18 protein-coding genes and 1 pseudogene are annotated in these 16,425 nt (G+C 63.2%); 15 read left to right on the forward strand and 4 right to left on the reverse strand.

The genetic code is table 11. The features are described 5' to 3' along the window. Window positions 1-306: pseudogene (locus AC1DWA_RS11800) on the forward strand (ABC transporter ATP-binding protein); the annotation flags it as partial. After that, a complete protein-coding gene (locus AC1DWA_RS11805) occupies window positions 306-1,064 on the forward strand; it encodes an ABC transporter permease (protein ID WP_020908473.1) in 759 nt (252 codons plus the stop codon). The pseudogene AC1DWA_RS11800 and the gene AC1DWA_RS11805, both read left to right, overlap by 1 nt. A 9-nt stretch (window positions 1,065-1,073) precedes the next feature. Here AC1DWA_RS11805 and AC1DWA_RS11810 read toward each other — a convergent pair whose 3' ends face one another. Next, window positions 1,074-2,456, reverse strand: coding sequence for an amino acid permease (locus tag AC1DWA_RS11810; protein WP_020908472.1), 1,383 nt, complete (start codon window positions 2,454-2,456; stop codon window positions 1,074-1,076). Next, entirely contained in the window at window positions 2,456-3,409 is a 954-nt protein-coding gene (gene dapD / locus AC1DWA_RS11815) for a 2,3,4,5-tetrahydropyridine-2,6-dicarboxylate N-succinyltransferase (protein ID WP_019749368.1), read from the reverse strand. Before dapD ends, AC1DWA_RS11810 begins: the two co-directional genes overlap by 1 nt. A gap of 49 nt (window positions 3,410-3,458) precedes the next feature. Here dapD and dapE point away from each other — a divergent pair, with 49 nt between their 5' ends. From dapE to AC1DWA_RS11865, 10 genes are all read left to right on the forward strand, one after another. Then, window positions 3,459-4,529 carry a succinyl-diaminopimelate desuccinylase gene (dapE, locus tag AC1DWA_RS11820; protein WP_021332795.1) on the forward strand — a complete coding sequence of 357 codons (1,071 nt, stop codon included), beginning with the start codon at window positions 3,459-3,461 and terminating at the stop codon, window positions 4,527-4,529. Window positions 4,530-4,545: 16 nt separating this feature from the next. Further along, window positions 4,546-5,349 (forward strand): LOG family protein, encoded by an 804-nt coding sequence (locus tag AC1DWA_RS11825; protein WP_003945176.1) that lies wholly within the window; start codon window positions 4,546-4,548, stop codon window positions 5,347-5,349. After that, window positions 5,343-5,900 (forward strand): LOG family protein, encoded by a 558-nt coding sequence (locus AC1DWA_RS11830; protein ID WP_317830699.1) that lies wholly within the window; start codon window positions 5,343-5,345, stop codon window positions 5,898-5,900. Before AC1DWA_RS11825 ends, AC1DWA_RS11830 begins: the two co-directional genes overlap by 7 nt. Window positions 5,901-6,012: 112 nt before the next feature. Continuing rightward, window positions 6,013-7,785 (forward strand): long-chain-acyl-CoA synthetase, encoded by a 1,773-nt coding sequence (locus AC1DWA_RS11835; RefSeq protein WP_019749365.1) that lies wholly within the window; start codon window positions 6,013-6,015, stop codon window positions 7,783-7,785. Between the two features lie 30 nt (window positions 7,786-7,815). Continuing rightward, window positions 7,816-8,715, forward strand: a complete 900-nt coding sequence (gene folP / locus AC1DWA_RS11840) for a dihydropteroate synthase (RefSeq protein ID WP_317830700.1) — start codon at window positions 7,816-7,818, stop codon at window positions 8,713-8,715. Further along, entirely contained in the window at window positions 8,712-9,653 is a 942-nt protein-coding gene (locus AC1DWA_RS11845; protein ID WP_019749363.1) for a glucosyl-3-phosphoglycerate synthase, read from the forward strand. The genes folP and AC1DWA_RS11845 overlap by 4 nt, the downstream gene beginning before the upstream one ends. A 32-nt stretch (window positions 9,654-9,685) precedes the next feature. Beyond that, a complete protein-coding gene (locus tag AC1DWA_RS11850) occupies window positions 9,686-10,063 on the forward strand; it encodes a DivIVA domain-containing protein (RefSeq protein ID WP_019749362.1) in 378 nt (125 codons plus the stop codon). After that, entirely contained in the window at window positions 10,063-10,632 is a 570-nt protein-coding gene (locus tag AC1DWA_RS11855; protein WP_477845791.1) for a DNA-3-methyladenine glycosylase I, read from the forward strand. Before AC1DWA_RS11850 ends, AC1DWA_RS11855 begins: the two co-directional genes overlap by 1 nt. Window positions 10,633-10,783: 151 nt before the next feature. Next, window positions 10,784-10,951, forward strand: a complete 168-nt coding sequence (locus AC1DWA_RS11860) for a DUF3117 domain-containing protein (protein ID WP_003945169.1) — start codon at window positions 10,784-10,786, stop codon at window positions 10,949-10,951. A 115-nt stretch (window positions 10,952-11,066) separates the two neighbouring features. Beyond that, a complete protein-coding gene (locus AC1DWA_RS11865) occupies window positions 11,067-11,906 on the forward strand; it encodes a putative RNA methyltransferase (protein WP_133727819.1) in 840 nt (279 codons plus the stop codon). A 6-nt stretch (window positions 11,907-11,912) separates the two neighbouring features. Here AC1DWA_RS11865 and glgA read toward each other — a convergent pair whose 3' ends face one another. Next, window positions 11,913-13,085 (reverse strand): glycogen synthase, encoded by a 1,173-nt coding sequence (glgA, locus tag AC1DWA_RS11870; protein WP_133727818.1) that lies wholly within the window; start codon window positions 13,083-13,085, stop codon window positions 11,913-11,915. Between the two features lie 132 nt (window positions 13,086-13,217). Here glgA and glgC point away from each other — a divergent pair, with 132 nt between their 5' ends. After that, window positions 13,218-14,432, forward strand: a complete 1,215-nt coding sequence (gene glgC, locus AC1DWA_RS11875; protein ID WP_003945185.1) for a glucose-1-phosphate adenylyltransferase — start codon at window positions 13,218-13,220, stop codon at window positions 14,430-14,432. Here glgC and AC1DWA_RS11880 read toward each other — a convergent pair. Then, the gene (locus AC1DWA_RS11880) at window positions 14,429-15,064 is read right to left on the reverse strand and encodes an O-methyltransferase (protein ID WP_007736091.1); all 636 of its coding nucleotides are present in this window, start codon (window positions 15,062-15,064) and stop codon (window positions 14,429-14,431) included. The two genes, glgC and AC1DWA_RS11880, sit on opposite strands and share 4 nt — an antisense overlap. Before the next feature lie 330 nt (window positions 15,065-15,394). Between AC1DWA_RS11880 and sigE the strand changes: the two genes are divergently transcribed. Continuing rightward, complete coding sequence (gene sigE, locus AC1DWA_RS11885) at window positions 15,395-15,991, forward strand: RNA polymerase sigma factor SigE (protein ID WP_029255812.1); 597 nt, start codon at window positions 15,395-15,397, stop codon at window positions 15,989-15,991. Window positions 15,992-16,043: 52 nt separating this feature from the next. Further along, complete coding sequence (locus AC1DWA_RS11890; protein ID WP_042952454.1) at window positions 16,044-16,403, forward strand: hypothetical protein; 360 nt, start codon at window positions 16,044-16,046, stop codon at window positions 16,401-16,403. Window positions 16,404-16,425: the final 22 nt, after the last annotated feature.

Consider the following 16,425-nt stretch of genomic DNA (forward strand, 5'->3'; position numbering starts at 1 on the left):
TGCGTGCGTAGTCCTCAGCTCGATGCGTTGCGCAGTGTGTTGCTCTCGCAGGGGTTGACGGTGCGTGAGGACGGTTCCGGTGTTGCGCCGGCGTTGGTGGTCGTGGATTCGACGACTGATGTGATCGGTGGTTTGGCTGGTTCGCAGGGAATCGTGTTGTACGAGTTGGCGTCCCAGCAGGGGTCGCTCGAGGATGCGTTCATGAAGTTGACCGGAGACGATGTCCAGTACCACGCATCCGGTATCGAAGCAGTCCCCGAAACTCAGAACGCATACACACAGAAGGCTATGGGAGGTGCACTGTAATGGCTGTTCTCAGTGCTGAACGTATCAAGATCACCACGACCAAATCACCGTTGTGGTGCACGATCATCATCATCGTGCTCGGGTTGGGACTCGCTACGGTTTTCGGACTGAGCGCCAAGTCGTCGCTCAGCAGCCCCAATGGTGCAATGATGCCGACAGTGTCGGGGGCGCTCAGTGGAGTGACCGGCTTCGGTGTGTTGGTTCTGATGATCATGGCGGCTCTCGCGATCACCAGCGAATATCGCTTCGGGACCATCCGCACCACCTTCCAGGCAGTTCCGAACCGCGCTTCGGTGCTCATCGCCAAAGCGGGCCTCATCGGTGGTTTCGGAGCGGTACTGACTCTCGTATTGTCTTTCGGCGCTTTCGCTCTCACGAAGGCCACATCAGGTGACGCCGGAAGATTCCTGACTCTGTCTGGCGACGATAACTGGCGGGTCGTCTACGGAACACCGATCTACGCGTTCTTCTGCGTAGTTCTAGCCGTAGGAGTGGGTGCGTTGCTCCGGCAGTCTGCGGGTGCTATCGCATTACTGCTGTTGTGGCCCTTGCTGATCGAGAATCTGTTCAACCTGTTCGGAAGTATCGGCGAGAAGATCATGCCGTTCCTGCCGTTCATGAACGCCAACAACTTTCTCGGTTCCGGCGGTAGCGTCGACTTCCACTGGGGACCCTGGGGCAGCCTGGTCTACTTCGCCCTCTTCGTGCTCGTCGTATTCGGCCTCAGCATCGTCGTCGTGAACAGGCGGGATGCATAGGCGAACGGATCAGGCGGGCTGATTCTGCTTACGCCAACGGGCGTTCAGGAAACCCAATGCCGCGATCACGAGGAACAACACGGTGGTCGAGATCAACTGTGCACGGGCATCGGCGTCGAAGAGCATGAGGACGACGAAGACGCCAAGCATCGCGAGAGTCGCGTAGCTCAGATACGGGAACAGCCACATACGAACTGTCAGCTTGCCCGACGCTTCGAGTTGTTTACGCAGTCGCAGATGCGAGACGACGATGAAGATCCAGATGACGAGCAGCGCGGCGCCGACTGCGTTGAGCAGGATGCCGAGCAGGTCGTCGGGGAGCAGCCAGTTGAGCAGGACGCTGACGAAGCCGAAGAACACCGACAGCAGAACGGCATTGGTCGGAACTCCGGTGCTCGACAGTTTCGCCATGAAAGCGGGTCCGTCGCCGCGGCGCGAAAGTGAGAACGCCATCCGGGAGGTGCCGTAGATGTTGGCGTTGAAGGCTGAAAGCAACGCCACCACTACGACGAGTTCCATGAACCCGGCAACACCCGGAATGTTCGCCTTGTTCAAGACGGCCACAAACGGGCCGCTCTCGAGTTCGGGGTCGTTCCAGGGCAGCACCAGAACCATGATGGAGATGGCACCGATGTAGAAGACACTGATGCGCCACACGACGCTTCGCACAGCGACGGCGATGGAGCGTTCCGGATTCTCGGATTCGGCTGCCGCGATGGTGACGATCTCGATCCCACCGAAGGCGAACGCCACGACGAGCAGTCCTGCGGCAATGCCGGACAACCCATTGGGCATGAAGCCGCCCTGCCCGAACAGATTGCTGGTACCGACCGGATCGGTATCGGGGAGGATGCCGAACACCAGCAGGACGCCGATGACGAGGAAGGCGATGATGACGGTGACTTTGATTGCGGCGAACCAGAACTCGAACTCACCGAAGTTGCTGACCTTGGCCAGGTTCACCACGGCGAAGAACACCACGAATACCAGGGCGACAACCCATTGCGGGATCGACGGCACCCAGTCGTTCACGATCGCCGAGGCTCCGGTGATCTCGGCGCCAAGCACCATGATCAGCATGAACCAGTAGAGCCAGCCCATCACGAAGCCGGCCCACTCGCCGATCCCCAGGCGCGCGTAGTGAGAGAAGGAACCGCTGGCCGGGATCGCGGCTCCCATCTCACCGAGCATGCGCATCACGAACACCACGACGGCGCCCGCAAGGATGTAGGAGATCAGGACGGCCGGGCCGGCCTTGGCGATACCGACGCCGGTTCCGAGGAACAGGCCGGCGCCGATGGCCGAGCCCAGGCCCATCATCGTCAGATGGCGGACCTTGAGACCGTGGCCGAGAGCAGTGGTTGTTCCGTCGGAGACGTCGGTGTCAGTCATCAGTCGTTGGCGTGCAAAGCAGCGTTCAGTTCGACGCCGGTGCCCTTCCACGGCACGACCTCGACGGCACCCGAGACCGAGTTACGACGGAAGAGAAGGTTCGACTTGCCGCTGAGTTCCTTGGCCTTGACGACGGTTCCGTCCGGGCCGGTGACCTTCGTGCCCGCGGTGACGTAGAGGCCCGCTTCGAGGACGCAGTCGTCGCCGAGTGAAATACCGAGGCCGGCGTTGGCACCGAGGAGGCAGCGCTTGCCGAGGGAGATGGTTTCCTTGCCGCCGCCGGAGAGGGTGCCCATGATGGAGGCGCCGCCGCCAACATCGGATCCGTCGTCGACGACGACGCCCGCGGAGATGCGGCCTTCGACCATGGAGTTACCGAGGGTGCCGGCGTTGAAGTTGACGAAGCCTTCGTGCATGACGGTCGTTCCGCTGGCGAGGTGCGCACCGAGTCGGACACGGTCCGCGTCACCGATACGCACTCCGGACGGCACGACGTAGTCGACCATGCGGGGGAACTTGTCGACGCTGAACACGGTCACGACGCCGCGGATGCGCAGACGTGAGCGAACTTGCTCGAAGCCTTCGACGGCGCACGGGCCGAAGTTGGTCCACACGACGTTGCTGAGCAGGCCGAACTGGCCGTCGAGGTTGACGCCGTGGGGTGCGACGAGACGGTGCGAGAGGAGGTGGAGGCGCAGGTAGACGTCGTGTGCGTCGACCGGTGCCTTGGAGAGATCGGCGATGGTGGTGCGGACGACGACCTGCGAGACCTCGCGAGCGTCGTCAGTGCCTGCCAGCAGTGCAAGATCGGAAGGAATGTCTGTTCCCTCGACGTTCTCAGTACCGGTCTTGTCGAATGTTCCCAGCTCCGGTGCCGGGAACCAGGTGTCGAGGACGGTTCCGTCCGCGGTCACGTTGGCGATACCTACTGCTGTTGCTCCCTGTGCGCTCACGGGACTAGAGATTACTGGGTGGTGGGTGCACCGGCCTAGGCTGGTGCGTGTGAGCATCCTCGATCTTGCTTCGGACCCCATCGACTTGACGGCCGCCCTGGTCGACATCCCCAGCGTCTCGCACGACGAATCCGTCATCGCGCAGGCCGTCGAGGATGCGCTGCGTGAGCAGACTTCGGGCTTCGAGATCATCCGCAACGGCAACGCCGTGTTGGCGCGGACCTCGCGTGGTTTGCCCAGTCGCGTCATGCTCGCCGGACATCTGGATACGGTGCCCATCGCGGACAACGTTCCTTCGCGGCGTGACGGCGACATCCTGCACGGCTGCGGGACCGTGGACATGAAGTCGGGCGATGCGGTCTTTCTGCACCTGGCGGCCACCATCGAGAACCTGGCCCACGATCTGACCCTGGTTTTCTACGACTGCGAAGAGATCGCCGCAACCTTCAACGGCCTGGGACGGATCGAACGCGAGATCCCGGAATGGCTCGCGGCCGACGTCGCAATTCTCGGTGAGCCGACGGCCGGTTTCATCGAGGCCGGGTGCCAGGGCACGATGCGGGTTCGGTTGACGGCTTCGGGAACTCGCGCACATTCGGCCAGGTCCTGGCTGGGGGACAACGCCATTCACAAGTTCGGCGGTGCGTTGGAGCGGTTGTCGAGTTACCAGCCGCGCTCGGTCGACATCGACGGTTGCGGCTACCGCGAAGGTTTGTCGGCGGTGCGGATTTCTGGCGGGGTCGCCGGAAACGTCGTCCCGGACGAAGCCGAGATGGACGTCAACTTCCGATTCGCGCCCGATCGCAGCGAGGCGCAAGCCGAGTCGCACGTGCGCGAAGTGTTCGACGGTCTGGGCCTCGGATTCGAGGTCACCGACTCCTCACCCGGCGCGCTGCCTGGCTTGGCGAACCCGTCCGCTGCCGCCCTGATCGAGGCGGCCGGTGGTCAGTTCCGCGCGAAGTACGGGTGGACCGACGTGTCCAGGTTCTCGGCGCTCGGCATTCCTGCCGTGAACTACGGACCGGGTGATCCGAACCTCGCACACAAGCGCGACGAGCACGTTCCGGTGCAGCAGATCACCGACGTCGCGGCCGTGCTGAGGAAGTATCTGTCGGCCTGACCGTTAGCCTTGCCGCATGGCACCAGAGAAGAATTCGGCTTCGAAGAAGCAGAGCTCGTCGATCAAGCACCGCGGGCCCGTTCAGCTTCGACGCAAGCGCAAGGACGAGAAGACCACGACCGATCAGCGCTTGCTCGACAAGCGCGGACCCACGGACTGGGTACACACCGATCCGTGGCGTGTGCTGCGTATCCAGAGCGAATTCATCGAAGGTTTCGGCGCACTCGCCGAGGTCCCGCGTGCGGTGACGGTGTTCGGTTCGGCCCGCACCACGGTCGATCATCCCGAGTATCAATCCGGCCGTGAGCTGGGAACGGCGTTGGCCGAAGCCGGATACGCTGTCATCACCGGCGGTGGACCGGGAGTCATGGAAGCTGCCAACCGCGGTTGCAGCGAGGCCGGCGGATACTCGATCGGTCTGGGCATCGAGCTGCCGTTCGAGCAGGGACTCAACGAGTGGGTGGATCTCGGAATCAACTTCCGGTACTTCTTCGCACGCAAGACGATGTTCGTGAAGTACTCCCAGGCATTCATCTGCCTGCCGGGTGGCTTCGGAACACTCGACGAGCTGTTCGAGGCACTGACCCTGGTGCAGACCCACAAAGTCACGCGCTTCCCGATCGTCCTGTTCGGTACCGAGTACTGGTCCGGACTCGTCGACTGGATCCGCGGCACCCTCGAGCGCGACGGAAAGATTTCCGAAGGTGACGTGAACTTGCTGCACGTCACCGACAGTGTGGAAGAAGCAGTACGAATCGTCCTCAACGCCGACAAGGGCGTCGACGAGGCCGCAGATCTGGGGAAAGAAGAAGAATGGTGACCGATTCCGGCAAGAAGTACTCGATCTGCGTCTACTGCGCGTCCGGTCCGGTGGACGAATCGTTCCTGGCGTTGGCGTCAGAAGTGGGAACCGCGATCGGTCGACGCGGATGGCAGTTGGTCTCGGGCGGTGGCAACGTCTCGATGATGGGCGCTGTCGCCGAGTCCGCTCGCGCGGCGGGCGCATGGACCGTCGGCGTCATTCCGAAGGCCCTGGTGCACAAGGAAGTAGCCGACGTCGATGCCGACGAGCTGATCGTCACGGACACCATGCGCGAGCGCAAGAAGCTGATGGAAGATCACGCCGACGCGTTCATCACGCTGCCGGGCGGAATCGGGACGCTGGAAGAGCTGTTCGAGACGTGGACCGCCGGCTACCTCGGAATGCACGAGAAACCAGTGGTGATGCTCGATCCCGTCGGGCACTTCACCGGCCTGCTCGAGTGGTTGAACAAGCTCGACGGGACCGGCTTCGTCGGGCGTCAGGCGTTGGTCACTCTGTTGGTGCGGACGGACGTCGAGGCTGCGCTCGACGCGTGCGTCAGATCCTGATCAGACGCCTGCGTGAAACCCTGACCTGGGGCATGGCGGGCTTTATTACCGTGAAGTAAGGTGGCCGCAGACTGGGCGGCCGAATGGGCGCCGGATACGTGTTAGGGGAGCCATGAGTTCGGAAGCCCGTTCGACCGTCGGCCTGCTGGATCTGGCGGCAAAACTGCCGTCGATGATCACTGAGGTGCCGATCCTGGCGCGGGGGGCCGCCGGGCTCACCCGCAAGCCTTCGGCCAAGGAATCGATCGGGTTGATCTTCCAGAAGGCCGCGCACGCGCACCCGTCGCGCCCGTTCATCCGGTTCGAGGGCCACGCGACCAGTTACGCGGAGGCCAACGAACTGGTGAACCGCTACGCCGACGTCCTCCGCGGACGAGGAGTCGATCGCGGAGACGTCGTCGGAGTGCTGGCAAAGAACACCCCCGAAGCCCTGCTGATCGCGTTGGCCGCCGTCAAACTCGGCGCGGCTGCGGGCATGTTGAACTACAACCAGCGCGACGACGTTCTGGCACACAGCCTTACGCTGCTCGACGCGCGCGTCCTGGTGGTCGCCGACGAGTGCGAAGAGGCCCTCGAATCCTTGCCGGCGGGGTTTACCGGACCGAAGCAACTTCTCGTCAGTGAACTCGCGGATCTGGCGAAGACGGCTGATGCCGCCAACCCGGCGGTCACCGCCGAGGTGCTCGCGAAGGAGAAGGCGTTCTACATCTTCACCTCGGGTACCACGGGAATGCCCAAGGCCAGCTTGATGACTCACTTCCGTTGGCTGAAGTCGATGTCGGGCCTCGGGTTGATGGGCGTGCGCTTGCGCGGCTCGGACACTCTGTACTGCTGCCTGCCGCTCTACCACAACAACGCGTTGACGGTCTCGTTGTCCTCGGTGCTCGCGTCCGGTGCGACAATCGCGATCGGTCGTCAGTTCTCCGCCTCGCGGTTCTGGGACGACATCGCACTCAACAAGGCGACCGCGTTCACCTACATCGGCGAACTGTGCCGCTATCTGCTCAACCAGCCGGTCAAGCCGACCGACAGCGACAATGCTGTTCGGCTGATGGTGGGTAACGGTCTGCGCCCGGAGATCTGGGCCGAATTCACCCAGCGCTTCGGCATTCCCCGCGTCGCCGAGTTCTACGGTGCCAGCGAATGCAACATCGCGTTCGTCAACGCACTCAACGTCGACAAGACGGCCGGCATCTGTCCGTTGCCGCACGCCGTCGTGGAGTTCGACGAGGACACCGGAAAAGCGTTGCGTGGAGCCGACGGTCGCCTTCGCAAGGTGTCCACGGGTCAGGTCGGGCTCCTGCTGTCGAAGGTCACCGACCGAGCGCCTTTCGACGGTTACACCGACGAAGCCGCGAGCAACAGCAAGCTGGTGCGCGGCGGATTCAAGGACGACGACACCTGGTTCGATACCGGAGACCTGGTGCGCAAGCAGGGATGGGGCCAYGTCGCCTTCGTCGACCGTCTCGGCGACACCTTCCGTTGGAAGGGCGAGAACGTTGCCACCACGGAGGTCGAGGGCGCGCTGAGTTCGCACCCGGCCGTCGAGGAAGCAGTTGTCTACGGCGTCGAGATCCCGGGCACCGACGGTCGCGCGGGCATGGCGGCGGTGAAGCTACGGGACGGTCAGAGTTTCGAGGGCAGCGAAGTCGCGGCTCACCTCTACGGCAAGCTCCCCAACTACGCGGTCCCGCTGTTCATCCGCATCGTCGACTCACTCGAACACACCAGCACTTTCAAGTCGCGCAAGGTGGAATTGCGCAACGAGGGTTACGACGTCGGCGCCGACACTCTGCACGTTCTCGAAGGCCGCGAGGGTGGTTATGTGGACTCGTACGACGAATACGTCGGAAAGGTCGCGGCAGGCTCGGTACCCAAGGGCTAGACCGAGTTCCGTCATGCCAGTATGAGTGGCATGTCTTCACTCTCCGGTTCTACCGCGCAGCCAGGTCCGGCGCCCACCCTGTGTGGGCGTCCGGTCGCGGTCGACCGTGCACTGGTGATGGCGATCGTCAACCGCACTCCCGATTCCTTCTACGACCAGGGCGCGACGTTCTCGGATTCGGCAGCGATGGCCGCCGTCGACAGGGCCGTCGACGAGGGCGCCGATCTGGTGGACATCGGGGGAGTGAAAGCCGGGCCAGGTGACCTCGTCGACGCCGACGAGGAGGTCAGGCGAGTCGTTCCGTTTGTCGCCGCGATCAGAGCCAAGTACCCCGAGCTGATCATCAGCGTCGACACCTGGCGGAGCGGCGTCGCGAGGTTGGCACGCGACGAAGGCGCCGACCTGATCAACGACACGTGGGCGGGTGCGGATCCGGAACTCGTTGTGGTTGCCGCCGAGACTGGTGCCGGGATCGTCTGCTCGCACACGGGTGGCGCGGTTCCGCGCACCCGCCCGCACCGTGTCCGCTACGACGACGTCGTCACAGATGTGGTCACCGAGGTCGTGTCGGCGGCAGAACGCGCCCTGGCACTCGGAGTGCCGCGTGACGCGATTCTGATCGATCCCACTCACGATTTCGGTAAGAACACCTTCCACGGGCTCGAGTTGTTGCGAAAAGTGGACGTTCTTGTAAACACCGGGTGGCCAGTGCTGATGGCGCTGAGCAATAAGGACTTCATCGGGGAGACTCTTGGTGTGGAGCTTTCCGAGAGGTTGGAGGGAACATTGGCAGCGACAGCAATGGCCGCGGCTGGCGGCGCCCGGGTGTTCCGTGTTCACGAGGTGGCGTCCACCCGTCGAGTAGTCGACATGGTGGCCGCGATCCAAGGACGCCGTGCCCCGGTACGTACGGTTCGAGGTCTGGCATGAGCATCACCGGTGCGGGCCCGACCCGCGTATGGGCAGAAGCCAACAGTTGGGACCATCCGAGTTGGACGGTCGCCGAACTCGAACGGGCGAAGGGTGGCCGAACCGTCTCGGTGGTGTTGCCCGCGCTCAACGAAGAGGACACCGTTGCTGCGGTGGTCGACACCATTCATCCGTTGCTCGGTGGTTTGGTCGACGAGCTGATCGTTCTCGATTCCGGTTCGACCGACCGTACCGCCGAGCGTGCTCGCGCGGCGGGGGCGACGGTGATCAGTCGTGAGAGCGCAGTCCCGTCCATCCCGCCGACCGCGGGCAAGGGTGAGGTGCTGTGGCGTTCGGTCGCCGCAACGACCGGCGATCTGATCGCATTCGTCGACTCCGATCTCATCAATCCCGATCCGGCGTTCGTGCCCAAACTGCTGGGGCCGCTGCTCACGGTGGACGGCATCCATCTGGTGAAGGGCTACTACCGCCGTCCGCTGCGCGTGAGCGGCACGGAGGACGCCAACGGCGGCGGACGAGTCACGGAATTGGTTGCGCGGCCCATGTTGGCTGCGCTGCGGCCCGAACTCACGTCGGTACTGCAACCATTGGGCGGTGAATACGCGGGCACCCGTGAGCTGCTGTCCGCTGTCCCGTTTGCGCCCGGCTACGGCGTCGAGATCGGCCTTCTGCTCGACACGTACGACACGTTGGGGCTGGCGGCGATCGGTCAGGTCAATCTCGGTGTGCGCAAGCATCGCAACCGGCCGCTCGCCGACCTCGGCGTGATGAGCCGGCAGATCATCGGAACGATGCTCCGGCGGTGCGGGATCGAGGATTCGGGTGCCGGGTTGACCCAATTCCTGGTCGACGGCGATTCTTTCGTGCCCGAGACCACTGAGGTTTCGCTACTCGATCGACCCCCGATGAATTCGATAGTGCGCACCGCGGGGGTCTGACCGCTCACACTCGGGTATGGGAGTATCGGTTCATGATGACGATCCTCCTGTACCTGATTGTCATGGCACTGGTCGGCGCGATGATCTTCCTCGCCGCCAGCGCTGTGTTCGGGCGCTCGGAAGAGCTGCCGCCGCTGCCTCCTGGCACGACGGCGACCGTACTCCCGGCAGAGGACGTCACCGGGGCGGATGTCGACGCTCTGCGTTTTCAGCAGGTGTTGCGTGGATACAAGGCGAGTGAAGTGGATTGGGCCCTGCATCGCCTCGGGTTGGAAATCGATTCTCTGCGTGCACAACTGGGCCGTGACGAGAAGTCCGAGGTTCTGGTGAAGGCGGATGCTCCGGCCAAGGCCGAAGCAACGCAGGAGGCGCCTGAGACCGAATCCGAAGCGAAGGATTCCCAGGGCTGATGGCAGACGGACTGGTTCGGTGCGGCTGGGTGGTCGAGACGCCCGGTGACTCGCTGTACCGCGACTATCACGACGAGGAGTGGGGGCGTCCGCTGCACGGGCGCGACGAACTGTTCGAGCGGCTCGCCCTCGAAGCATTCCAATCGGGGCTTGCTTGGATCACGATTCTGCGCAAACGCGAGGCGTTCCGCGAAGCCTTCGACGGGTTCGATCCGGACAAGGTCGCAGCGTACGGAGTTGCGGATGTGGAGAGATTGCTCTCCGATGCCGCGATCGTCCGCAATCGCGCGAAGATCGAGGCGACGATTTCCAACGCCCGAGTGCTCGTGAATTCACCCGATCTGGACCTCGATTCGTTACTCTGGTCGTTCTCGCCGCCTCGACGCACCAGACGACTGACATCAATTGCAGAGGTTCCGGCGGTCACTCCCGAGTCGACTGCCATGGCTAAGGAACTCAAGCGACGCGGGTTCAAGTTTGTGGGTCCTACCACGGCTTATGCGCTCATGCAGGCTACCGGAATGGTCGACGATCACGTGGCTGATTGCTGGGTTCCGGCGCAGGTGTGACGGTCGACTGAACACCCCTAAATGTGACTCAGATTCCCGGTTCCTGCATCCATAGGGAACAATGGAGGGTACGAGCCTCGCTGATTGTTGGCGGGGCGCACCGTTAGTCGAGGCGCAGAGCAATGCAGCGCAGATCTGGAGGGAGCAGAGGATGGCGGCCATGAAGCCCCGGACCGGGGACGGTCCCCTCGAAGCAACCAAAGAGGGACGAGGAATCGTCATGCGGGTTCCACTCGAGGGTGGCGGACGCCTCGTCGTCGAGCTGACCCCGGATGAAGCTGCAGCGCTCGGTGTGGAACTCACGAACGTCACCAGCTAGTCGGGTCCAGGTTGTAGCAGTACGAACGACAGCACGTGATTGCACGCAGGCTCCGTATCCGTTTCGGTACGGGGCCTGAAGTGTGCGCACCGCCGGTAGCCGAAAGGACGGATCAATGCTTGCCGCCGTGGTCGATCTACTGTCCTGCCCGCAGTGCGCTGCTGAGTTGGAATTGGTGGACGGCGCCGCCGAGTGCGATCGCGGACATCGATTCGACGTGGCTCGCCAGGGTTACGTGAGCCTGATCAGTGGCGGTGCCACGAAGTTCACCGGCGACAGTGCCGAGATGATCGCCGCGCGTGCACGACTTCTCGGCGCCGGCCACTTCGGCCCGCTGATGGATGCCGTTTCCCGGGCCTGCGCGACGACGGCAGGGGCGGATCCTGCGCGGATCGTCGAAATCGGTGCAGGCACAGGACAATACCTCGCACACGTCGTGGATTCGCTGCCTGATTCTCGGGCAATAGCCTTGGACGTGTCCAAGTTCGCGGCACGGCGAGCGGCGAAGATCCACGAAAGGATCGGCTCGATCGTCGCGGAYGTCTGGCAACCACTTCCGATTCGAGACGGAGCGCTCTCCCACGTGCTCTGTGTGTTCGCTCCACGCAACGGTCCGCAGTCCCATCGAGTTCTCGCCGATGACGGCGTTCTGGTGGTCCTGACGCCCACCGACAGGCATCTGCGCGAGCTGATCGACATTCTCGAGATGGTCAAGGTCGACGATCGCAAGGTGGAACGTCTCGAATCGTCGATGGCCGGCTTGTTCGAGCGCGTGAGCAGCGACGAGGTCGAGTTCACGATGTCACTCTCACACCAGGACGTCCTCGACTTGGTGGGGATGGGACCGTCGGCGAGGCACCTGGCGCCGGCCGATCTGGCTGCCGCCGTGGCGAAGCTGCCGCAGCCGAGCACCGTCACCGCGTCGGCTACGGTCTCGACCTATCGCAAGATCTGACGCGGATCAGCGTCTCGTGACGGCGTCCGCGTAGACCTCGAGCGTCTGCTTGGCGATTTCGGCCCAGGAGAACTCGTCTATCGCACGGATTCTGCCCGCACGACCCATCGCGTCGGCGCCTTCTCGGTCGGCGACAACGGCATTGACGGTGGCAGCGAGTGATTCCTCGAATGCGTTCGGCTCGTAGGCATTGTAGTGCACGAGTCGTCCGGTGACGCCGTCGGCGACCACCTCGGGGATACCGCCGACATCGGAAGCGACCACGGCGGTCTCACACGCCATGGCTTCGAGATTGACGATTCCGAGGGGCTCGTACACCGAAGGACAGACGAATACCGTTGCTGCCGAGAGTATTTCCCTGATCTGCTCGGTCGGGAGCATCTCGCGTACCCAGTAGACATTGCCCCGATGTCTGGCGAGTTCGGCCACTGCCTTCTCCGTTTCGGCGGCGATCTCCGGGGTATCGGGAGCGCCGGCGCACAGCACGAGCTGAATCTCCGGGTCGAAGTGGTGCGCTGCCGCGACGAGGTGCCCGACGCCCTTCTGCCTCGTGATCCGTCCGACAAAGGCCACGATGGGTTTTGCGGGGTCGACGCCGATCGACGCGAGTGCGGACGGCGCTCCCGGCGCAGATCCCCCGGGATGCCATACCTCGGTGTCGATTCCGTTGCGCACTACGTGAACGCGACTCGGATCGACAGCGGGGTACGCGTCGAGGACGTCGAGTCGCATACCTGAACTGACGGCGATGATCGCGTCTGCGTGCTCGACGGCGTTGCGTTCGGACCACGACGAGATCCGATAGCCGCCGCCTAGCTGTTCGGCCTTCCACGGGCGTCTGGGCTCGAGTGAGTGCGCGGTGAGGATGTGCGGCACGTCGTAGAGAGCCGACGCGAGATGTCCGGCCAGTCCGGTGTACCAGGTGTGGGAGTGGACGATGTCGACACCGGCCGCGGCGTCCGCCATCCGCAGCTCGGTGGAGAGCGTCGTCAAGGCGGGGTTGGATCCGTCGAGAGCGGGGTCGGGAGAGTGGACGATCGCGCCTTCGCGCGGGGCGCCCATGCAGTGCACGTCGACTTCGCACAACCGCTTCATCTGAGCGACGAGCTCGGTTACGTGTACTCCTGCGCCGCCGTAGATCTCCGGCGGGTATTCCTTGGTCATCATTGCGACTCGCACGCGCTAAACCTAACCGCCCGTGGTCGATCCGGCTACCGATCGCGTCATCCCCGACCGTTCGGAGGGGGACACGATCGGACCTCTCGGACTGCTTCGCTAGCGGGAGTTCACCAGTGCGGATAGGTTAGCGGTGTGAGAAGCCAGCCGCATGTGCTTGGAATCGTGCTCGCCGGGGGCGAGGGCAAACGCTTGTATCCGCTGACCGCGGACAGAGCGAAGCCCGCAGTGCCCTTCGGAGGTGCATATCGACTTATCGACTTCGTGTTGAGCAACCTTGTCAACGCGGGATATCTGCGTATTTGTGTGTTGACGCAATACAAGTCACATTCACTCGACCGTCACATTTCGCAGACGTGGCGATTGTCCGGGTTTGCGGGTGAGTACATCACTCCGGTCCCGGCCCAGCAGCGTCTCGGGCCGCGCTGGTACACCGGCAGTGCCGACGCAATCCTGCAGTCGCTCAATCTCGTTTACGACGAGGACCCCGAGTACATCGTGGTTTTCGGTGCCGACCACGTGTACCGGATGGATCCGGAACAGATGGTGCAGCACCACATCGAATCCGGGGCAGGCGTGACGGTCGCGGGTATTCGTGTACCGCGAAGTGAGGCTTTCGCTTTCGGCTGCATCGACAGTGACGAGTCCGGACGCATCACGCAGTTCCTGGAAAAGCCCGCCCATCCTCCCGGCACACCGGACGACCCAAATTCCACGTTCGCGTCCATGGGTAACTATGTGTTCACCACCAAGGTGCTCGTGGACGCCATCCGCGCTGATTCCGAGAACTCCGATTCCGACCACGACATGGGCGGAGACATCATTCCCGCCTTGGTCGCCGCGGGTGAGGCGTCGGTCTACGACTTCAAGGACAACGTCGTTCCCGGCGCCACCGATCGAGACCGCGGTTACTGGCGTGACGTCGGTACCCTCGACGCCTTCTACGACGCTCATATGGACCTCGTGTCGGTGCACCCGATCTTCAATCTCTACAACCGTCGCTGGCCCATCCGCGGCGCCACCGAGAATCTCGCGCCCGCCAAGTTCGTGAAGGGTGGACTCGCGCAGGAATCGGTGGTCGGTGCGGGGTCGATCCTGTCCGCGGCGACCGTGCGCAATTCGGTACTCAGTTCCAACGTGATGATCGAGGACGGTGCGACCGTCGAGGGCAGCGTGCTGATGCCGGGTGTGCGCATCGGCAAGGGCGCCGTCGTGCGGCGCGCGATCCTCGACAAGAACGTCGTGGTCGGTGACGGCGAAATCATCGGCGTCGATCTCGAACGTGACCGCGAACGATTTGCCGTCAGTCAGGGTGGCGTCGTCGCCATCGGTAAGGGCGTCTGGATCTAGAGCTTGCTCGCGCAGAGGAGGCCGTCGCCGAGGGGGAGGAGGACTCGAATGAGTCGCTCGTCCTCGGTCACGGCCTTTGCTGCTTCTCGGACCGCAACCGTTGTCGCGTCGCGAGCGGAGCTGTCGGCAACGCGGCCGTCGGCCAGGGCGTTGTGCAGAACGATGACACCGCCGGAGCGCAGCAGGCGGACACCTTCGCGGACGTAGTGGGGGTGGTCGATCGCGGCGCAGTCGACGAACACCAGGTCGTAGCCGCCGTCTGCGAGCCGGGGAAGTACGTCGAGAGCCCGTCCGTTGATCAGGCGAGTGCGTGCCGGAGCGATTCCGCTTTCGCGGAAGGTCAGCTTGGCCGCCCGCTGGTGTTCGGGTTCACTGTCGATCGTGGTCAGGACGCCGTCGTCGCGCATTCCGTGCAGAAGCCACAGGCTGCTCACGCCGGCTCCGGTACCCACCTCGACGGCCGTCTTCGCGTCGAGCATCCTCGCGAACATCGCGAGCGTCGCACCGACGGCGGGCGTCACCGGATGGGCTCCGAGATCCAGCGCTCGATCTCGCGCCGCGGTCAAAATCTCGTCCTCGGAAACTACGTCCTCGACGTGGCGGAGTATCTGTTCGGCGTGGGTCACGCTCATGAGGTTATCGGGCGGTTCGGATTGTCGCTGCAAGGCGCGCAGTCACCAGGATTCTCAGGAATCCCTCAGGCTCCTCATATGGCGTGCACACCGCGATGAGAAAAGGTGTATACATCGCCGGATCGAAGATCGCACGGCGGTATCGATTTTTACCAAGTTGGTCTTTCGCAGCTCGGTGATCGGGAACAAATCACAGCAACGGCTGGTTCTCCCGAATATCGCGCATTACGTGATTCGGACAACGCGGTGATCGAACTACGCGATCCCGAGCAGGAGGATCAACTTATTTACCAGGTCAACGACGAGCCTCGCCCTCGAGAGTCGGAAGTTTTGACGACGGAATCGGCTGTGGATTCCGAATTGATCGGCACTGCTGTGTTCGATGCAACTGGTGAGAAGTCCTCCATGCCGTCTTGGGACGAACTCGTGCGTCAGCACGGTGACCGGGTGTACCGCCTGGCCTACCGGTTGTCAGGCGATGCCCAGGACGCCGAGGACTTGACGCAGGACACCTTCATTCGGGTGTTCCGCTCGCTCTCCGATTATCAGCCCGGAACTTTCGAGGGCTGGCTGCACCGCATCACCACAAACCTGTTCCTCGACATGGTTCGCCGACGCAACCGTATCCGTATGGAAGCGCTGCCCGAGGACTACGACCGCGTTCCCTCACCCGGTCCGGACCCCGAGCAGATCTACCACGACGCGCGCCTCGACGCAGGTCTGCAGGCCGCACTCGACTCACTCGCACCTGAATTTCGCGCCGCTGTTGTGCTCTGTGACATCGAAGGTCTGTCGTACGAGGAAATCGGTGCCACACTGGGAGTGAAGCTCGGAACGGTTCGTAGCCGTATCCATCGTGGGCGACAGGCGATTCGCGATCATCTGGCAGCGCAGCGCGCAGCCGAATCCGAACTCGTCGGTTTCTGACGGTCGGGTTCGAGCTACAGAGCGGGACGTGGTCAATCACCTGGAGGGACGAATGACGGAGGCGCGGGCACATCGCCAGTTCGGTTCGACCGAACATCTGGCCAGCGAGGCAATCGCTGCCTACGTCGACGGAGAACTCCGAATGCAGGCCTACTTGCGGGCCTCGCATCACATCTCGATCTGCGCCGAGTGCGCTGCGGCCGTCGATGCTCAGCAGCAGGCACGTGGTGCGCTGCGTCGAAGCGGCGAGATGACGATGCCGTTGTCCCTGGTGGGACTTCTCAGTCAGATTCCCTCGTGCAACAGTCCGACCACCGGACCCAATTCGGAAAACACCGACGGTTCCGTCGGCAATCAGCCCGCAGGCTTTTCCACCATCAGCAAGCGGTTGTCCCGTCGCTGGCGCAAATGACACCGCGCGCTGGCGCAAATGA

This window comes from Rhodococcus sp. P4_F3_2 (assembly GCF_056401335.1).

Bases quoted from the DNA above. Each gene is read 5' to 3' on its own strand.
- AC1DWA_RS11805 (WP_020908473.1), top strand. From the start codon at position 306: ATGGCTGTTCTCAGTGCTGAACGTATCAAGATCACCACGACCAAATCA.
- AC1DWA_RS11810 (WP_020908472.1), bottom strand. From the start codon at position 2,456: ATGACTGACACCGACGTCTCCGACGGAACAACCACTGCTCTCGGCCAC.
- AC1DWA_RS11825 (WP_003945176.1), top strand. From the start codon at position 4,546: ATGGCACCAGAGAAGAATTCGGCTTCGAAGAAGCAGAGCTCGTCGATC.
- AC1DWA_RS11830 (WP_317830699.1), top strand. From the start codon at position 5,343: ATGGTGACCGATTCCGGCAAGAAGTACTCGATCTGCGTCTACTGCGCG.
- folP (WP_317830700.1), top strand. From the start codon at position 7,816: ATGTCTTCACTCTCCGGTTCTACCGCGCAGCCAGGTCCGGCGCCCACC.
- AC1DWA_RS11845 (WP_019749363.1), top strand. From the start codon at position 8,712: ATGAGCATCACCGGTGCGGGCCCGACCCGCGTATGGGCAGAAGCCAAC.
- AC1DWA_RS11850 (WP_019749362.1), top strand. From the start codon at position 9,686: ATGATGACGATCCTCCTGTACCTGATTGTCATGGCACTGGTCGGCGCG.
- AC1DWA_RS11855 (WP_477845791.1), top strand. From the start codon at position 10,063: ATGGCAGACGGACTGGTTCGGTGCGGCTGGGTGGTCGAGACGCCCGGT.
- AC1DWA_RS11860 (WP_003945169.1), top strand. From the start codon at position 10,784: ATGGCGGCCATGAAGCCCCGGACCGGGGACGGTCCCCTCGAAGCAACC.
- AC1DWA_RS11880 (WP_007736091.1), bottom strand. From the start codon at position 15,064: ATGAGCGTGACCCACGCCGAACAGATACTCCGCCACGTCGAGGACGTA.
- AC1DWA_RS11890 (WP_042952454.1), top strand. From the start codon at position 16,044: ATGACGGAGGCGCGGGCACATCGCCAGTTCGGTTCGACCGAACATCTG.